This is a genomic window from Steroidobacter cummioxidans (assembly GCF_003104955.1).
Map to the genome: position 1 here is coordinate 33,996 of NZ_LSRW01000003.1, position 17,660 is coordinate 51,655.

A 17,660-nucleotide genomic window follows, 5' to 3' on the forward strand; every position below is an offset into this window, starting at 1 on the left:
CTCCGCTACACAAAGCTCAGCCGAACCTGCCTGCTATCATGTTTCCCGCGTCGGCGATTCGTGTCCATTGAGGAGGCGCGCAACTGATCGATGAGGACTCGCGCTGTTGCGGGAGAGGACGCCATTTCATGCCAAACCACGGCATCAAGCTCCGAAGCACGAACATCGAGCGCCCGGCTAAATTGCAGGAATAGTGCTTCGAGATCGAAGTAGTGCCGATCAACAGTGAGGTTCGATGGGAACAAACCTATTATCTGGCCGACACGCATTATGTGGATGTCTAAGATGGCTACATCATCGGCGTCCATCCAATTGCGAGCGATCCAGGAAGCGGTCTTTGGTCCGATTCCCGGCAGTTCCATGAGCCAATCTCGCAGGCATCTTCCGCTTTGGAATGCAGGCGCCGATTGCACAATGGGAAGGGCTGCGGCCAAGTATCGCGCCTTCTGTGCCGCGAACCGATATCGCACTTGGCGGTCACCTATCTGAAGAGGCTCACTAAGCCATGCCCTAATTTTCTCTTGAGAGGGAGGTGAGTCGGAGAAAGCCTCAAGACTACGCAGCCGCTCGTATGCGGCGATGCCCACAGGCGCCGGAATGCCATGCCCACCCAGTAGGCACGCCCCAACTTCCTCTGCAAGCGTGCGGCCAAGTTTGTATCTAGGAGGACAGCCCGATAAACGTCGAGCGACAACTTGGAATTGCCAGTACGCAGGAGTTGGGAACGCGTCTACCGCCCCCCATCGAACTCCCTCCAACAGGAGCGTTTGTGGCGAAGGAAGCTCCAGTTGGATTGCTCCCGTTCGCGTAAGAATGGCGACTGTCTGCGTCATCGTTGGCCACTCCCGAATTCGCAGGGATACATATCATTCAGCCAGCGGACGAACGCCGACCGCTCGATCGGCGACATGCGCGTCACCCTGTCTTGCAGCCTTTGCAAGCGACGTTTAATCGTCTGACGCGCCCTGAAGTCATCGCCTATATAGCGGCCATCATGGAGCGCCCGAGGCGGCTCAAAATTGAACCAAAGTGTTTCCTCTCGTGTATCGACATGAGTTTTCGCACTGAACTTACGTGTCCGCCACCCAGATAGTAATTCGTCATAGAGGCAATTGGCATAGCCCGACAGAATGACCATACATGGTAAAGACACAAGAATCTTCAATAGTCGCTCGTGATCCTCTTCCGAGTAGTCGTAGGCATAAACTCGCGACCGCCGTCGAGTATCCGGATGATAGGGCGGATCGGAATAGACCAACTCGTCCCCCCGGAATGCGTAATTCACGAGGAAATCCTCAGCTCTCCCGTACAGCAGTTCGATTCCAGGAGCACTCTCAACGCGCCACGCTGAAACTACTTTCGGATCTGCATCAATCCCAATGCTGCGAAACGAAGGTCGCTTGTGCCTCAACACGGCTCCACCACCGAGATGAGTCTCAATATAGACGCGATGCGGAGGCATCAAGTTGATTACGTGCTGATAGGTCTTTCCTTTGCCACCGGGATAGCGCATGCGTCGAATCATCGTCAGTTCCGACGATGACGTCAAGACGCTTCACGTGTGACAGCGAAGTTGATGGCGCGGCGGCATTTCAGAAACCGCGCATGACTACCGGAGGCGGCCCACTAAGACTGATGCGCCAGTGTGGTGCCCGACCACGCAATCAACCGCAACCAGTTTCAACCGCTTTCTCGGCGAAACTCACTGCACGACTCTGGTGACCGGATTGCTCGGTTTGCCCCTGCTCTATCCCGTCGCTTTCGGATGCGGGAGTTTCACTGCCGGCGACCTTTACAATCAGCGCGCACCATCAACAGCACGTTGAACATCAGCGCCGCCAATCCGGGTTATCTTGATGAACTAAGGACGTGCCGCATGCACTACTCGCCTAGGCCTCTTGCAATCACTCTCCGAACAGAGCTAACACACCTCTGTTTCTATCAATTCCCGTCAATTTCTCCGGCTGACATTTACTCGCCGGCCAGGAATGATCTTTATCGAGTAATACCGTCCCGACAGTTGAGTAAAGCCCCACGCAAATGCGGCGAAACTCGGTGCACATATCGGATTTGTTTCGCCGAATTTTCGGCGAAACTCCCCGCTGACATTTCCTCGCCACTGAGGGATGCTGCCCATGGAGTTGAGCTTCGTTGCCTCGATCATCGAAATCACATCAGGAGTAACGATCATGAATCCCTATCCGTCCCGATCGCTCCGTGCGATACCCACTTCACCAGCAGCTACGCACCCGGCCCACACGGCTGGGCAAGTCGAAGCACGCGCACTCACCGGTCATTCGATCGATCCGGTCTCTCCGACACAATCGGAAGTACCGCAAGATGCACGACGCGCCACACCGATTCGAATGCTCCGGCTCTCGCAAGTCGCAGCCATCACCGGCTTGAGCAAAACGAAGATCTATCAGCTCCAGAATGAAGGTGACTTTCCGATGCGAGTGCAGTTGACGCCGAGACGTGTCGCGTGGGTGGAAGCGGAAGTGCAGGCCTGGCTCGCCGCACGTATCACATCCAACACGCCTCTGATCGAACGCTGACTTGGCTCGACTCACATGACCCATCAGCTTGAGCGCTCGGCAGCGCCGCATTGTCGCGGCCTCCGAGCGGCCTTTCTCTTGCCTAACGTCCTTCAGCGCGCCACCAGTTCGCCGCAGCGGTTCCCACTCAAGCCACCTCCGTGGGCTCGACGATCACATACGGCACCATCTCCGGCTCGGGCCATACGCTCGCGGCATCCAAATCACCACCAGTGAGCTCCTCCATCCAGCGCTCGAGAACCTCGCGCATCTCCTTCACATAGCCGTATCGGTTGTAGATCGCAGTTACGCTGCCATCGGCATGGCCTAGCACTCGCTTGATCAGTTGCTCACCACCGACACCCAGCTGCTCGGCGATCCGGGTGGCAACTGTTCGTCGCAGATCGTGTGGCGTCCACGGCGCCACGCCCCGCTCGCCGCTCACAGCCGTCATCGCACGGATCATTCTGCTTTGCGCCTTGGTCCAACCCGACACCGGCGATAGGCCGTCGGTGCCGCTGAAGACGAAGTCGCCCTGTCGTCCAGCGTAGTTCGTCAAAGTGTGGTCGAGTATTTGAACCGCAAACGGAACAAGCGGCACCACATGCACGTGATCGCTCTTGTATGCCTGCGCCGGAATGACCAGCAACGACTGCTTGAGGTCGATATATGTCCGGCGACATCGTGACCACTCGCCGGGACGGCAACCAGTTAGCAAGATCAGGCGATAGAGCGGACCGAACGGATAGCCAAGCGTTCCAGCGGCATGCCAAACGATCTGGGCTTCCTCCAGAGACAGGACACGCTCCTTCTTCCTCTTCTTCGGCAGGTTGTCCTCCATCCCCGCGACGGGATTGTCCGTGCGCTTCAACATCCGCTCCCGAATGCCCCAGTTGATCATCTTGCGAAGCACGCCAATCACGGATCTCGCTGCTTCGATGCCGCCGCGAGGACGAGACTTGCCTTGACCGGTTGAAGGCATCTGCACCATGACCTTCTTCATGAGGCCGCGCACTTGGTCGCGAGTGAGCATGTCAGCAAGCACCCGCCCTACCCCTTCAACGATGTGAGTCCGGATCGCCAGCTCATACTTACGCGCGGCGCGCAGTTGCTTGATATAGACGTAGTCGGTGAGAAACTTCTCGGCCAGGCCTTCAACAGTGAGGCGCCCGGTCGCTACTCGCTCGAGCGCCTCGATCGGACTCTCACCGCGCCTCGCTTGGTCGATATACGCGCTGGCCTTTGCTCGGGCGGCGTGCAAAGAGACCTGCGGGTACGAGCCGAGCGTTAGACGTCGCTTCGGGCCCATAAGCCACCTCGCTCCTGGGGTGTCACCTCAAATTCGTGGGTGCCAGCCTCAGATTTGCGGGTTTCAAACCACCGCTCCGGGGTGCCACCACAGGGTGATACTTTGCTCGTCTCTGCCTGAGAAAGCGAGCACCTCCGTGAACTACGAAAGACGCGAAATGCCTATTTTTATAGTCTTTGCGACACTCCATCACGTTCCCATAGAAGCGCCAGAAGATAATTCGGGACGCATAGGCCGCAGGTTCAAATCCTGTCGCCCGACCACCTCCAACGGCGCCCTCCTCATTCGATCAACCCAAAAAAAACCAACATCTCCAGTCAAGCAACCGCAAGCCAGCGCCTCCCATCTCTTCACCTATCTGCTCCACTCATCCGCCACTTTTCTGCTTACCTTAAAGCCCTATTGATCGCCGCCATCCCTGGCTCAAATCAGCTGGCGAAACTTCCTGGACCTGCCCTCCACCTGTAGAATCCAACAACTCAGGATGGGGCACACGTCATGAAAGAGCGACATGGCAAGGGATGGTTGCCCGAGGAGACCCAGATACTCCTCGATGCATTTGCTGCCGGTCGTTCCGTAGCTGAGATAGCGCATCAGCTGGGGCGCAGCGAGCGGGCTGTTCAAATTAGGGCCGAACGGCACGGCCTCATCGCTTCGATTTCCTCTCAGCCGAATGAAGGGCTTTCGCGATCTCAGACAAACGTCCCAGTGCAGGCACCGCAAAGCATAGATGCGCTCACTCGTCTGATACTCGGAATCGACGGGCTCGCATCATCGCTCGCGACACTCAGGGAGGTAGCGTCAGAGGGCCATCTTCCTTCCTCGGCGGTTACAGCGGTGGCTCGCGCTTACGATAGATACGACGCCACTCTGCTTCAGCTGCTCGCGCAGCCGCAGAGCGGTGATTCCGAAGACAGCTCCTCCGATCCTCTTCCTGATCGACTGCGAGAAGCGTTAACCGCAGTGATCCGTGCATGCGTTCGGGAAAGGAAACGACGTTTCATAACGTTTCAATTGTTGGGGCTCGATGATGACGGCATTCCGCCGAGCATGGCGACGCTGGCCCGCACGATTGGAAGGTCTCGCGAGCGGATCCGACAGCTCCGCAACAGCGCATTCCGCCAGATCGCATCGAAACTCGCCATTCGGATCGGTAGCTCGGCGCGCCTTCGTACTGTGCTCAATGCCATCAGCCCGGACACGGATTGGTCGAAGCCATCAGGCACAGCGCCGTGGATCATCAAGTTGGCTACGGACAACTTCGCCGCTGCCGAGCTACTTACGTTCATTTGTTGTCGGGCAGCCGGTGCGGACGCACCTGCCAAGATCTTGAGACAAGAATGTGCCAATGCGGCGTCTCAGGCCGCCAATGATCCGAACCTGCATGGCTCGTGGCGCTTCAACCGCTGGGAAGAAGCTCAGGCCAAGGCAATCTTCGCAACTCAGGCGCGCTTTGAATCTCCGCCAGCTGATTTGATAGGGCTCAAACGGACACCCGGCCGTGTAAACGGCACCACAGCGTTCGACATCAACAGCAAGCTTCTCGGCCGCCCAGTGCTGTGCGAATCCGGTACTGAGAGGCGCGTGTATCAATGGCTCGAGCGGTCGCCGACAGTGCAATGGTATCAGGAGCAACCGACTCACTTGCCCTATCAATTCGCGGGGCGGGAACGACAGTACTACCCCGATGTCGCAGTCATGAGCACCGATGGCCAAGTGGTTGTAATCGAGGTCAAACCGGCCTACCAGATGTATCGTTACAAGACTCTCGCCAAAGCGAGCGCAGCGCTACGACACTTTGGCGCACGGGGGATCGGATTTCTGCTCATCGATGCCTCGGGACGAACGTTGACTGACATCGCGCGCCACCCATTCTCACTGGAAGTGGCAGAGAGAATCGAGGAGCTTTTGGCCAACGGCGCCTTGCCATTTGGTCAAGTAAGACACGAACTCACAAGGCTTCAGGGGCGCTTCGATTTCGCCACCTTCTCGTCAATGGTCGTCAATCGTGACTGGGGCGTCACCGACGCTCCTGGCGTTCGCGTCCTCAAGCTACCAGACGAGCTGTCGTTCCGTCCGTTGCTTAGTGCAAGCGATTTACCGTAGGAATGATCCTCGGTCAGATCGGCGTCGGCAGCACCGATGAGGACGTTCTCACAGACTACCCGCAACTCGGACGCGAAGGCGTACCTCACGGCCTTCGATATGCAGTCTGGCTCGCAAAGAGTGCGTGAGGTCGAAACTGGCCACGACGAAAGCACGACCGCCACTGCCCGCAGCTTGAGCCCCGAGCGACAGAGCGAGCGTTACTCATAACCCCTAAATGCATCAAACCTAATCTGCAATCGATCGGGATCCGGATGATCCCGCTTCCGATCCGGAAGCAGGATCTTCTCTCCATGCACTCTTTTCAGCAGCTCCAGCATTGGTCCGCCATCCTGCATGAGCAAGCGACGCGACACGTGAATCCGGAAGTTCGAATCGACGCCGAGCAAATGAGCGTCAAATGCCGCGTGGTGTAACTTTGACAGCGGCAAACCATTCGCGACAATTGGCTGACCAAGGGCCTCATTCGCGTCACTAACAATGTGCGCCGCATCTAGCAATCTAACTTCCGGCAGTCCCGAGATCGCGCACCTACTTCGATATGCTGCGAAGACCGCCTCTCTGAACGACGCCTGATGCAGTCGCTGCTTGACTTCCCTGAGAGCATAGCGTCGCTCGCCGCTGGTGGCGGGATATTCGGGGACCGTTGATTTCTCCGCTACGCCGAAAGCGAGACTCGCCTTTAGTTTCGTAGCGTCCCAACCCACGATGTAGGTAGGAATGATTGCCTTGTATAGGCCGGGCGCAACGCCAAGGAAGTAGATGATTGGAGTCCGACTCTCCATCGCCTCGCGCAGCCAGCGATTGTCTGCGGCGTTGGGATCAGTGCCCATGAACGCGTACTCGACCTGCTCTTCACCCTGATAGATCTGACCGTGCACCGATCGTTGATCGTCGTACCAGACGCGAGCTCCAGGTTTCGGGAAAACGGTGCGGATGGAAAGCAGGTACCGCATCCGCTGTGGTTTGAAGATCCCTCTTTGCGGATTGATCAGGGGTACGCGCGTTCCCTGAAACTGAAAGCCGGCCTTGAGATCTGCCGAGGTTAGATCGCCCTGTACCTCGGCGAGCTGCCGAATGGCCGCGAAGGCAGCTTCACGTATTGCTGAGTCATCGTTAGCGACCACGACCACCGTGACCTCCGTTCACCCTCGGCTAATATAGCTATTTGTTTCTATCTTCACCAACAGGCAGCCAATGGTGGTCAGGCTAGGCTGTGACTACGACAGCGAAACTGGAAAAGAAGCCGACACCGTAGCGGTGATGACGAGATCAGATACCGCGATGTCGTCTTGACCGGCTCATCCCGACGACCGCCATCCACAGCCCAAACTCAGTTATCACGAGTCCCACCTCCACGGCCAAAGTCTTGAAAAGCGGCCACGATAAGATCGCGCCAATTGAGCCAGCGATGGGCGGCTTTCACAGGTCTGCGAAGCGACTACCTACCAGCACACCCTCAGCGGGCCGACAGCTCACAAGTTCCTTGATCTAAATCAGCGCGCGAGCACGCGTGAGCTCAAACTCCCGCCAGCCTTCCACCAAGGCCGCAATTGAAAGACGAAGACCGCCGCGCCATGATCGTCCAACGCATGCGCGAACAAACCGGCATCGACGAGATGCATGATCGAGCAGCTGGTTCACGGCTTTTACGGCCGCGTCCGCCGACGACCTCCTCGGCCCGATCTTCGATGCACGCATTCGCGTCCTCGTCGTAACCGGCCCATCCCGAGACGCACCATCCACCGCCACAATCTCCGTCGTATCCGCCCCGGCTCCCGCGATCGAGTGAACTCCGCCCGCGATGAGACCCTGTAAGCAAAGATCAGGCGATATAGTGGCCCGAACGGATAGCCCAGTGTTCCGGCGGCGCGCCAAACGATCTGCGCTTCCTCCAGAGATAGAATGCGCTCCTTACGCCTCTTCCTAGGCAGGTTGTCCTCCATTCCGGAGACCGGATTGTCTGTCCGCTTCAGCATCCGCTCACGAAGCACGCCCAGCACAGTCCTTGCTGCTTCCATGCCGCCGCGAGGGCGCGACTTACCTTGGCCGGTCGAAGGCACCTGAACCATTACCTTCTTCATGAGGCCGCGAACCTGGTCGCGGGTCAGCAAATCGGCCATCACCCGCCCTACTCCTTCAACGATGTGAGCCCGGATCGCCAGCTCATATCTGGTAGGAGACCGCGCGCCGGGCGCACGACTACCCCTGTCTCGAACCAGGCGCGCGAGCAACCACTCAGGCCAGGCGACACCATCCGGAGGTTCGCGAGCCTCTCAGCGGCCAACCGCGCGGTGCGCGAGAGACGACAAGGCGATCGCTCAGCTTTTCTACCAGTTAATCAATAACTTATGCGATCAAGCGACTTCGACAGGTCTCGACCAGAAACCCCAAAGATCCCTCGACGGGACGTTTCTCACTGCGGCCGAAACGTGTACCGTAGGCGGATGGTAGGGAGGGGGCTACATGCGTTGGATTCTTCGCGAGGGTTAGAGCAAAGCGGCTTGGTTCGGCAGCACAACCTTGGCCACAGCTTGGCGCGCGCGGGTCAGCTTGACCCAATCCCCGACGATCTCCGGCAAACGCGTCTCGACCTCGCGCCCGAACAACACTTCTTGAACGTATCCCATGTGAAGCATGTCGACCATTCTGCAGAGGTAGCCTCGCCCCCGGCTGCTCCACCACGTCGGCTTGGCGTCGACGATCAACAAGTGTTCGACTGCCACGCCTTCCTCCGACCGCATTTCTTCAAGCTCCATTCCGTCGAGAAGCGTTTCATAGACGCCATCCGCGACTCGGCTTCCGAAAGTTGTCGTGTGGTAATACTCTTTGATCTCCCAGATCGCGACTGGATTGACTGTTGCGGGGAACGCCCCATCCACTCGTCTGGAGAGAGTCCGCAGGGGGCGCCCGTTCCTGGTGACTGTTGTCAACTTCTGAGGATCATGGGCGTATTCGATTCCCTCCGAATTTGCTTCAATAAGCATGTTGACAATCGCGGTCAGGTAAGCGATTTGCTTCTTGTCGCCCTTCTGCTTATTCATCGTCGCTGCGATTCTGTACTTCTGAACCCCGAGCAGTTTTTCATACAGTGCTTTGGCGGCCTCTGCATCCATAAGCTGATGCTGAACGGTGTTGTTCAAGACCTCCGCACGGAACGCAAAGTAATCGAGGATCTGTTTCGCAAAGTCTGTGGGCTTGCCACGTTGAACAAGATGATCGGTGACAAGCTCCAGCTTTTTCATGCCCCTAAGCATTTCGGCGAACGTCGGCGCCTTTACGGCATCCATTCGGCGCACCGTGTAGCCTAGAGTTTGAGACAAAGAACGTACATGAGCCCAGAAACTCTTATCGAGCCCTTTGAAATTGACGCTAGCTCGCACGGTTCTTCTTCGAAGATGATGAAGGGCCGAGAGTACATCCAATCCACACTGCCGCTCAATGACGACGACCGGGCCATGCCTGAGCTGAAGGGGCAATTACTCAAGTGGATCGGCAACAAGCAGAAATTTGCAACTCAGATCATCCACCATCTGCCAAAGAACTTCGGCACCTATTACGAACCTTTCCTGGGCAGCGGCGCAGTGCTTGCGCACCTGGCACCCAAGCGTGCTGTCGCAGCAGACGTGTTCAAACCACTAATGGAAATCTGGCAGCAGTTACATGATGACACTGACGAACTGATCCGCTGGTATGCTAAACGCCACGCGCTAATAGCCAAAATTGGCAAAATCAAGGCCTACGAGAAGATCAAGGCCAACTACAACGCGTCGCCCACAGGCGCAGATTTACTGTTCCTGTCTCGCGTCTGCTATGGCGGCGTCATTCGCTTTCGCAAGGCAGATGGTTACATGAGCACACCGTGCGGCCCCCATCGTCCAATGGCACCAGAGAGCTTTGCAGAACGCGCCAGAATCTGGGCGGCTCGCACCAAGGGCGTTGAGTTCGTGCACGCATCCTTTGAAGAAACCATGAGCCGCGCAAAGGCCGGCGATGTTTGCTATCTCGATCCGCCGTATGCCGATAGTCAAGCCATCATCTATGGTGCGCAGGGGTTCAGTTTGCCGCGCCTCTTCTCGGTCATTGCCGACTGCAAACGCAGAGGCGTCTATATCGCGTTGAGTATCGACGGCACAAAGAAGTCAGGCACCAAAAAGATCTCACTGCCCATCCCGGACGGCCTGTTCAAACGGGAGGTACATGTGCACCTTGGTCGCTCAATGCTTCGGCGCTTCCAAATGGATGGTCAAACTTTGGAGTCTGAACACGTCACGGACCGACTGCTGCTCACGTATTGACTGTTCAATCAATCCGAGAGGCTCCGTTGCTCAAAAAATCACCAGCTCGCGTTTTATCCCTATTGGTGTAGGATTTTTGAGTTGATGCACAGGGTTATCCACACATAATGTGGATAACTTGGCGCCACTGTCACAGTCCCCATCTCGGCGTCGAGATCAGCCAGGGCATGCCCCAGTCTGCTTCCAGATATAAGCGCTCGCCAAGATCCTGCAATACACGCGTCGAACAATAGGCGGCCGTGCAGGAAGCCTCTTTCTTCGAGCGCAGCTCCTTGAGCTTGGGAAGTTTGCCGAAGGCCTCGCGACCGCTCACCAGCGAGCTGTCCCTGGGCAGATCGATCATGAGCTTCAACAAATCGGCGGCGCCTGACGGAGCCGCCGACATTGCGCTTTGTAGTCTCGTTGGACTGGTGCCAAACCAGTAAGCAGCCTTTGCTTCCTTGGTGTTGAAGCGCGGCCGGGCCTTGGCATCGGGAGTCGCCATGCCGCGTGAAGTTGCGTCGAGCCGCGCGGAGTACGGATCCCAGTACATGACTTGAAGCGGACGGTATTGACGGACTCCAGCCGCATCGAAATACGCTTCGGTAGCCCTGACGGAAAGGTTGTAGCCGCCGACATGGAACTGCTCGGTAATGTCCAACACCCAGACACTGCCCGTCTTATGGTGATCGAGCAGACCCGTTATCTCGTCGCTCGTCTCTATGACGCTGGCGCGCATGTACTGGAACGGCGGCTTCGTCAGCAACTGAACTTGCTTGCAGGGTGAGAACAGGCAACCGAAGCTGCTCTGAAATCTCTGCTTCTGGTCGACCTGGTCGAGCTCGCTCTTCATCTTTTCCACCAGTGGCTTGTTCGGCATGTCGCCGAGGCTGGCGAGGCCTTCGGCGATCATGGCCGTGCCCCAAGGCAAATTGCCCGACGACACCTTCGGATTTCCGGTGAACGAATAGATGAAAAGTGGCGCTTCACCCGCAGTTGACATCTCCCCTTCGGCCGCGGCCACATTGAAGAAATGCAGTCCCGCGAGTCCACAGAGCAGGAGTGCCCAACAACGACGCTGCATGATGAACAAGATCCCGCCCGGCTGTTTGTTGTAGTTCATGGCGGCTAGCTTACACCGTGTGCCCAGCAGCCCGCTCCTCTAGCTCTGCACACCCCTGGCAGTTTCGCTGTCGGATGCGGTCATCCAACTGTTGCTGAGTGTCCTCGTGGCACTGACCACAGGCTGTACAGGTGAATCCCATATTCTTTATGACCTCTACTGGCCACTCTGTATATCCAAGACCACCCAACGTTCCGCCTCAGCGGGACTGAACTCGACGCGCTCCGCTGGTGAGAACCGAATGGTAAAACTGGCCCCAGCGCCAATCCGCAGCTTCGAGCCGTCCGTGAGTCGCACGTTGTTCGTCAAAGGGACCCACCCGCGCTGTCTCTCTAGAACTTCAACATCGCCCGATACCTTGTCGGTGACACATTCGCGCGGAATCGGGATTACGTCGAAGGTCAGGATCGGGTGCTCCAATGACACCGTCGTGGGCTGCGACGTTATCACTGGCAGCGTGTCTTCATGCGTTGGCTTCGCCGCTGTACTGCTGCAGCCTGCCACCACCGGAACAAGCAGCGCATAGATGAGCCTCATGCCATCCAACAGCTTGTCATACGTCATGCAGATCGCGCCGTGTGGCAGACGCTAACCGAATGCCCAAATACATGAATGCACTAGATACCGCCCCGGTCCCGACTGCCCCAAGGACGGCACCGGCGCGATCATCTGACGAGCCGAGGAGCGCCACCAGAAGCATGAGCACGGAGGAGAAAATTCCCAAGGACGACAACACGATCAGTCCGATGCCACCAATGCGCCACCAAAGCACGACCGCTTTCTCCGCCAAGGCGTCGAAATCTGCGCTCATCTGGACCTCTGACGTATCACGATGACGTCGCCCAACTTCATAGACCAACCAGACATCCCGTGTGAACTCGTGCTGTCCATTCATACATTTTAGCCAACTTATGGAGACCGACCCAAACTGCCTTCATCGAACCACAATCCCCTCTCTTGGCGTCTGCGGCTTCGCTCCCATGTCCGCAAGCACATTCACCGCGAATTGCTGGACGCGCGGATCGACGCGCGTCGGGTTGATTAAAGTGCTGTCCAGGCCCCACATCCATTGAATGGAGCCAGTGGAGAACACTTTCGCGCCGCTGGGGTGCGTGTAGCGGACGGCATTTGCGACCTGACTCGGGTTCTTCGGAATTCCAGTCGTCACGGATGAGGCAAGCACCGGTGAGACGCCGAGGATGACGAGCCCGGGTGGAGTGTGGCCGTTGTCGACCACGCCGTCCCACTCGTAGCCGTACAGCTCTCGCGGGGCCGGCGCCTCGTCCAGCCCGGTATGGGCGAAGTACGGATCATTCGTGTTCTTGACGATCCAGTCGAAGCCGCCGTATACGTTACCGTAATTGCCAATCGTCATCACGCCGACGAGCGCGTTCTCGGGCAGGTTGTTAGGGGGATCGCGCCAGCGATAGGTGGGCGCAACAGGATCGGGGGTGCGCGAATCCTTGTAGCACACCATCACCCGATTCGGGACGCCGCTGCTCGAGGGTTCGAAGCGCACGCGCCAGTACACATTGTTCGCAGAAAAGAATCCGAGATTCACTCCGGCGTTGCGCGCCGCTTCGACCGCATCGCGCTTCTCTTTCGACCAGTACTCGTCGTGCCCGACCGACAGATAGACCTTGTGATCGAGCAACGACACCTCAGTCGATTGCAGATCGAAGTCTGCAATGTAAGTGACGTCGTAGCCCTGCGACTCCAGCCAGCGCAGCATCTGCAGCTCAAAGTTCAACAGCCTGCTCGCCGTGTCTTGTTCAGTGCTCGGCCGATCGAGCGACACCTTCTTCGCTGCGTTGTTGTTCGTGCTGTTGTACGTGTACAGGCTGTAGTGCTCGGTCGCATTGCCCCAGCTCGAATAAGCAAGCGCAGTCGCCCGGCTGCTCTGGAACACGATGTCGGAGTCGCGAGCATCGTCGCGCACGATGAAGTACACCGGATATTCTGCGCCGGTCGCCGAGTGCGTCAGCACGGCGACATAGATTCCAGACGTCCAGTCGTTGCCAGTCGTGAGCACGTAGGATTCGTTCCACTTGCATTCGATGAGTCGCGTCTCTCGATCCGTCACGGCGCAAGCCGTCTGCGTGACGCCGTCGAGCTCGCCGCTGCTCACGACGTGCCGCGTGCTCAGTCCGTTGTAGTAGCCGAGGCGATATACATCGACCTCGTACTTGCCTGGTTGCGATGTCGACACCTTGAATGTGATCTGCTCACCCACGTTGACGCTCGCGGCATCGGCATATCCAGCGATCGTGTCCGAGTTGTAGTTCTTGATGAGGCTCGATAGCACGTTTGCCGTGCCGGCCTTTTGGTTCTCGGCCACGATCGGATTCAGCGCAGGCGGGTCCGGCTGCTGTGGCGGATCGGGTTGTGACGTAGTGGAGGCCGGAGGCGCCTGCTGCGCTGGTGAAGGTTGTTCCGCTTGTTCGGTCCCGGAGCGACTGCCACCCGAGCACGCTGCACAGGCGACGAACACAGCACTCAGGATGGAATAGAAAACCCTCGTTGCAGCGCGTTGCATGATCTGCCCTCCCGCGAGCGAGTTCCTCTGCGAGCAGGGAGCAAGATATGTGCCGCGTGTTCACCGCGGCATGCGTTGACTTCACTGCCGAGGGCTGGATTGCTTGCCGTAGAAACTACACGCGGCTGCGAAAAAAATGCCAACCGCGTGGCGCTTCGCGCTGTTGAACAACCCGTTATCCCTACTCAGCGGGAAAGGGGCAGCAACACTGCCCCGAAACATCGATCCAGCTCGCAGGCGTGCTACTCAGTCCTGCTTACAAACCAGTCGCGTAACGGTTGTTCCCGAGGTGAAGTTTGGGACGTCCGCCCGCACCTTTTTTCCTTCGGGCGTATCGAACACGGCCGCCATCTGTTCAGGGCTGTCAAACCACATTTCAAACACTCGATAGAACGCTGGCGGCGAACCATCGGCTTGTGGCAGACATTTGGCCGCTTCCATTCTGCGTGCACCCTTGATGGCGGCGACCAGCGGCATATGGACGCCGAGGTAGTACTTTTCAAATTCTTCGGGACTCGGCGGGTGACCGTAAAGAACCATGAGCTTGATTCCACCGGTGTCCTTGGCAGTCGCTGTGGCGCTGAGCCCTGCCGTAGCCAGTCCAACCGTCAGGAGCGAGAGAGAAGTTCTGCGGTCCATGGTTCATCCTTGTGTGGTGGAAGGGCAGTGTATCAACAACAGACATCGCCCCGCTCGCAGATCATCCTCTGAATCCCTTGGCCACGACATAGACCTCCCTCGATCGGGGCCGGGACGCCTTGGGCTTGCGCACCGAGACCTTTTCGAACGATGAGCGAACGTCTTTCAGATACGCATCTGATCCGGTGCCCTGAAACACTTTGACCACGAAGTTGCCCTTCGGCTTGAGCACTCGGCGCACCATATCGAGCGCGAGCTCGACGAGGTACATGGAAGTGCCCTGATCGGCGGAGTCGATGCCGGTGATGTTGGGCGCGATATCCGAGATGATCAGATCGGGTTTTGCGCCATCGAGCGCTTCCAGAATCCGGTTGAACACCGCTTCGTCGGTGAAGTCGCCCTGGATGAAGTCGACGTTCACTATGGAATCCATCGGCAGGATGTCGGTGGCAAGCACGCGCCCCTTCTGGCCGACCAGCTTCCCGGCCACCTGCGACCAGCCGCCCGGTGCGGAGCCCAGGTCCATGACCAGCATGCCGGGACGGATCAGCCGATCCTTGTCGTTCAACTCGATGAGTTTGTAACTCGAGCGGGCGCGATAGCCGTCCTTCTGCGCCTGCTTGACGTACGGATCATTGATGTGTTCTTGCAGCCAGCGATGACTGCTTTTGGATCGGGCCATAAATAACTACCGAGTCGGGGGCACAGGGACGGTACAATTCGCAGCACATTCTACCGCTCCTTTGCCGGACATACCGGCCAGGATGTCAGCCGTGATTCGTATTACCGAACTGTCGTTGCCCCTCGAGCACCCCGCTGAGGCCGTACGGCAGGCCATCGTGAAGCGTCTGAAGATCACCGACGCCGACCTGCTCGACTTCACGGTGTTCAAGCGCAGCTACGACGCGCGCAAAAAGAACAGCGCCATCACGTTCGTCTACATCATCGATCTGACTGCCCGCAACGAAGCCGCGATCCTGAAGCGGTTCGCCCACGACCCTCATATCCGCCCCGCGCCGGATACGAGCTACCACCCTGTCGCACAGGCGCCGTCCAATCTGCAGGAACGACCGCTGGTGATCGGCTTCGGTCCGTGCGGCCTGTTCGCGGCCCTCCTCCTCGCGCAGATGGGATTCAAGCCAATTGTGCTCGAACGCGGCCGCGATGTTCGCCGCCGTACGCAGGACACGTGGGCACTGTGGCGCAAGAAGACACTGACCCCGGAATCCAACGTGCAGTTCGGTGAGGGCGGCGCGGGTCTGTTTTCGGACGGCAAGCTGTACAGCCAGATCAAGGACCCGAAGTTCTACGGTCGCAAGGTGATGAGCGAGTTCGTTCGCGCCGGCGCGCCCGACAACATCCTGTATGTCAGCAAACCGCACATCGGCACGTTCCGGCTCACCGGCGTGGTCGCAAAGATGCGCGAGGAGATCATCGCGCTCGGCGGCGAGGTGCGGTTCGAAAGCAAAGTCACCGACGTATCGATCGAGAACGGCCGCATCGAGGGCGTGACGCTCGCCAGCGGCGACACGCTTCGCAGCCGACACGTGGTACTGGCACTGGGCCACAGCGCGCGCGACACGTTCCGGATGCTGCATGCTCGCGGCGTGTACGTCGAAGCGAAACCGTTCGCGCTGGGTTTCCGCATCGAGCATCCGCAATCGCTCATCGATCAGGCGCGGCTCGGCAAGTACGCCGGCCACGCGGAACTTGGCGCAGCCGACTACAAGCTCGTACATCACGCCCAAAATGGCCGCGCGGTGTACAGCTTCTGCAATGTGTCCCGGCGGCAACGGTCGTCGCCCGCGAAACCCTCGGAGCCGGAAACGCGTCGTGACCAACGGCATGAGCCAGTACTCACGCAACGAGCGCAATGCCAACGCTGGCATCGTCGTCGGCATCAATCCCGAACAGGACTTTCCCGGCGGCCCGCTGGCCGGCGTGGAGCTGCAGGAGCGCTTGGAATCGCTCGCCTACGAACTCGGCGGCAGCGACTACTGCGCGCCAGGACAACTGGTCGGTGACTTCATTCGCGGGGTACCGTCCACGGCGTTCGGCGATGTGGAACCGTCGTACCAACCCGGCGTGCGACTCGGCGATCTTTCACCGTCGCTGCCTGCCTACGCGATCGAAGCGATCCGTGAAGCGCTGCCCGCCTTCGGCAAACAGATCCGCGGTTTCGATCGTCACGACGCCATACTGACCGGCATTGAAACCCGCACGTCCTCGCCCGTTCGCATCACCCGCGATGCCGACACATTGCACAGCCTGAACGTGCGTGGCTTGTACCCCTGCGGCGAAGGTGCAGGCTACGCAGGGGGCATTCTGTCGGCCGGTGTCGATGGGATCAAAGTCGCGGAAGCTGTCGCGAGATCGATGCTGGAGTCTGCCACTTCTCGGGAGCCAGCATGAAATTCGACGACATCAAAAAGCTGCACCAGAAGAAGTACCGCGAAGAGTTCCGTCACTTCCTGGTCGAAGGCGAGCATCTGGTGCTGGAGCTGCAAAAGGCAGCAACAAAGAACACGCCGCTCAGGGCCAGCAAGCTCTACGTGTCGGGCCAACACGAGCACTGGCGCAGCCAGTTCGAAACTCATGTGATCAGCGATCGCCGCATGGCGGAGATGTCCGAGACAAAAACGCCTCAGGGCATCGTCGCCCTGGTACCGATGCTCCCGGCAACCGCGCCACGCCAAGGCGAACACGCGATCTATCTCCACGAAATCCAGGATCCCGGCAATCTCGGCACGATACTGCGCACCCTCGCCTGGTTCGGGAACTTTCGGTGCCTGCTCGGCCCCGGCAGCGTCGATCCCTACAATTCGAAAGTCGTGCGCGCCAGCGCGGGCGCGATCTTTCACGTGCCCATCGAGCTGGACGTGGCCCTCGACTCACTGCGCAGCCGCTTCGAGCGCATCGCCTGTCTGGATATGAAAGGCGATCCGGTACAGTCGGCCGGATTCCAATCGTTCGAGTGCTATGTGTTCGGTAACGAAGCCCGCGGCATTCCTCGCGAGCAACTAATAAAGCTCGATGCCAAGGCGTTCTCGATTCCCGGCTCGGGCGCCATCGAGTCGCTGAACCTCGCCTCGGCCGTCAATCTATGCGTGTATGAGCTGAAGCGCTGATTCGGCGG

The 17,660-nt window shown here is 58.4% G+C and carries 16 protein-coding genes and 1 pseudogene; 6 read left to right on the forward strand and 11 right to left on the reverse strand.

Translation table 11 applies throughout. The annotated features are described in order from the left end of the window. Positions 1-5: 5 nt before the first annotated feature. Positions 6-833 carry an 8-oxoguanine DNA glycosylase gene (locus tag D0550_RS37075; RefSeq protein ID WP_116807343.1) on the reverse strand — a complete coding sequence of 276 codons (828 nt, stop codon included), beginning with the start codon at positions 831-833 and terminating at the stop codon, positions 6-8. Then, on the reverse strand, positions 830-1,525 hold the full coding sequence (locus tag D0550_RS01545) for a DNA adenine methylase (RefSeq protein WP_206606034.1): 696 nt from the start codon (positions 1,523-1,525) through the stop codon (positions 830-832). Before D0550_RS01545 ends, D0550_RS37075 begins: the two co-directional genes overlap by 4 nt. A 610-nt stretch (positions 1,526-2,135) precedes the next feature. On the opposite strand from D0550_RS01545, the gene D0550_RS35810 reads away from it, so the two are divergent. Further along, complete coding sequence (locus D0550_RS35810; protein WP_241520686.1) at positions 2,136-2,555, forward strand: helix-turn-helix transcriptional regulator; 420 nt, start codon at positions 2,136-2,138, stop codon at positions 2,553-2,555. 127 nt (positions 2,556-2,682) lie between these two features. On the opposite strand, the gene D0550_RS01555 is transcribed toward D0550_RS35810, so the two are convergent. Then, positions 2,683-3,843, reverse strand: coding sequence for a tyrosine-type recombinase/integrase (locus D0550_RS01555; protein ID WP_116807344.1), 1,161 nt, complete (start codon positions 3,841-3,843; stop codon positions 2,683-2,685). A 498-nt stretch (positions 3,844-4,341) separates the two neighbouring features. Here D0550_RS01555 and D0550_RS01560 point away from each other — a divergent pair, with 498 nt between their 5' ends. After that, positions 4,342-5,949 (forward strand): TnsA endonuclease N-terminal domain-containing protein, encoded by a 1,608-nt coding sequence (locus D0550_RS01560; RefSeq protein WP_116807345.1) that lies wholly within the window; start codon positions 4,342-4,344, stop codon positions 5,947-5,949. A 2-nt stretch (positions 5,950-5,951) separates the two neighbouring features. Further along, a complete protein-coding gene (locus tag D0550_RS37080; protein ID WP_116807346.1) occupies positions 5,952-6,077 on the forward strand; it encodes a DUF433 domain-containing protein in 126 nt (41 codons plus the stop codon). A 72-nt stretch (positions 6,078-6,149) separates the two neighbouring features. Here the strand turns inward: D0550_RS37080 and D0550_RS01570 are convergent, their stop codons facing one another. Further along, positions 6,150-7,082, reverse strand: coding sequence for an HNH endonuclease (locus D0550_RS01570; RefSeq protein WP_116807347.1), 933 nt, complete (start codon positions 7,080-7,082; stop codon positions 6,150-6,152). Positions 7,083-8,438: 1,356 nt separating this feature from the next. Beyond that, the gene (locus tag D0550_RS01575; protein ID WP_422664254.1) at positions 8,439-9,332 is read right to left on the reverse strand and encodes a DUF7687 domain-containing protein; all 894 of its coding nucleotides are present in this window, start codon (positions 9,330-9,332) and stop codon (positions 8,439-8,441) included. 75 nt (positions 9,333-9,407) lie between these two features. Between D0550_RS01575 and D0550_RS01580 the strand changes: the two genes are divergently transcribed. Beyond that, on the forward strand, positions 9,408-10,247 hold the full coding sequence (locus tag D0550_RS01580) for a DNA adenine methylase (protein ID WP_349770694.1): 840 nt from the start codon (positions 9,408-9,410) through the stop codon (positions 10,245-10,247). A gap of 130 nt (positions 10,248-10,377) precedes the next feature. On the opposite strand, the gene D0550_RS01585 is transcribed toward D0550_RS01580, so the two are convergent. The 6 genes from D0550_RS01585 to rlmE all read right to left on the reverse strand — a co-directional run bounded on the left by D0550_RS01585 (position 10,378) and on the right by rlmE (position 15,206). Beyond that, a complete protein-coding gene (locus D0550_RS01585; protein WP_116807348.1) occupies positions 10,378-11,349 on the reverse strand; it encodes a hypothetical protein in 972 nt (323 codons plus the stop codon). 156 nt (positions 11,350-11,505) lie between these two features. Continuing rightward, a complete protein-coding gene (locus D0550_RS01590) occupies positions 11,506-11,913 on the reverse strand; it encodes a FecR family protein (protein ID WP_116807349.1) in 408 nt (135 codons plus the stop codon). Further along, entirely contained in the window at positions 11,903-12,160 is a 258-nt protein-coding gene (locus tag D0550_RS01595) for a hypothetical protein (RefSeq protein ID WP_153066997.1), read from the reverse strand. Before D0550_RS01595 ends, D0550_RS01590 begins: the two co-directional genes overlap by 11 nt. 123 nt (positions 12,161-12,283) lie before the next feature. Next, a complete protein-coding gene (locus D0550_RS01600) occupies positions 12,284-13,885 on the reverse strand; it encodes a N,N-dimethylformamidase beta subunit family domain-containing protein (RefSeq protein ID WP_116807351.1) in 1,602 nt (533 codons plus the stop codon). 246 nt (positions 13,886-14,131) lie between these two features. Then, entirely contained in the window at positions 14,132-14,524 is a 393-nt protein-coding gene (locus tag D0550_RS01605) for an EthD family reductase (RefSeq protein ID WP_116807352.1), read from the reverse strand. 61 nt (positions 14,525-14,585) lie between these two features. Further along, positions 14,586-15,206 (reverse strand): 23S rRNA (uridine(2552)-2'-O)-methyltransferase RlmE, encoded by a 621-nt coding sequence (gene rlmE / locus D0550_RS01610; protein ID WP_116807353.1) that lies wholly within the window; start codon positions 15,204-15,206, stop codon positions 14,586-14,588. Positions 15,207-15,297: 91 nt separating this feature from the next. Between rlmE and D0550_RS01615 the strand changes: the two are divergent. After that, positions 15,298-16,936, forward strand: a pseudogene (locus tag D0550_RS01615) (NAD(P)/FAD-dependent oxidoreductase). Beyond that, a complete protein-coding gene (locus D0550_RS01620) occupies positions 16,933-17,652 on the forward strand; it encodes a TrmH family RNA methyltransferase (RefSeq protein WP_116807354.1) in 720 nt (239 codons plus the stop codon). Before D0550_RS01615 ends, D0550_RS01620 begins: the two are co-directional and overlap by 4 nt. Positions 17,653-17,660: the final 8 nt, after the last annotated feature.

Coding starts and splice junctions, on each gene's coding strand:
- D0550_RS01620 (WP_116807354.1), top strand. CDS start 16,933: ATGAAATTCGACGACATCAAAAAGCTGCACCAGAAGAAGTACCGCGAA.
- D0550_RS01585 (WP_116807348.1), bottom strand. CDS start 11,349: ATGAACTACAACAAACAGCCGGGCGGGATCTTGTTCATCATGCAGCGT.
- D0550_RS37075 (WP_116807343.1), bottom strand. CDS start 833: ATGACGCAGACAGTCGCCATTCTTACGCGAACGGGAGCAATCCAACTG.
- D0550_RS01595 (WP_153066997.1), bottom strand. CDS start 12,160: ATGAGCGCAGATTTCGACGCCTTGGCGGAGAAAGCGGTCGTGCTTTGG.
- D0550_RS01545 (WP_206606034.1), bottom strand. CDS start 1,525: ATGATTCGACGCATGCGCTATCCCGGTGGCAAAGGAAAGACCTATCAG.
- D0550_RS01605 (WP_116807352.1), bottom strand. CDS start 14,524: ATGGACCGCAGAACTTCTCTCTCGCTCCTGACGGTTGGACTGGCTACG.
- D0550_RS01555 (WP_116807344.1), bottom strand. CDS start 3,843: ATGGGCCCGAAGCGACGTCTAACGCTCGGCTCGTACCCGCAGGTCTCT.
- D0550_RS01560 (WP_116807345.1), top strand. CDS start 4,342: ATGAAAGAGCGACATGGCAAGGGATGGTTGCCCGAGGAGACCCAGATA.
- D0550_RS01580 (WP_349770694.1), top strand. CDS start 9,408: ATGCCTGAGCTGAAGGGGCAATTACTCAAGTGGATCGGCAACAAGCAG.
- D0550_RS37080 (WP_116807346.1), top strand. CDS start 5,952: ATGATCCTCGGTCAGATCGGCGTCGGCAGCACCGATGAGGACGTTCTC.
- rlmE (WP_116807353.1), bottom strand. CDS start 15,206: ATGGCCCGATCCAAAAGCAGTCATCGCTGGCTGCAAGAACACATCAAT.
- D0550_RS01590 (WP_116807349.1), bottom strand. CDS start 11,913: ATGACGTATGACAAGCTGTTGGATGGCATGAGGCTCATCTATGCGCTG.
- D0550_RS01600 (WP_116807351.1), bottom strand. CDS start 13,885: ATGCAACGCGCTGCAACGAGGGTTTTCTATTCCATCCTGAGTGCTGTG.
- D0550_RS35810 (WP_241520686.1), top strand. CDS start 2,136: ATGGAGTTGAGCTTCGTTGCCTCGATCATCGAAATCACATCAGGAGTA.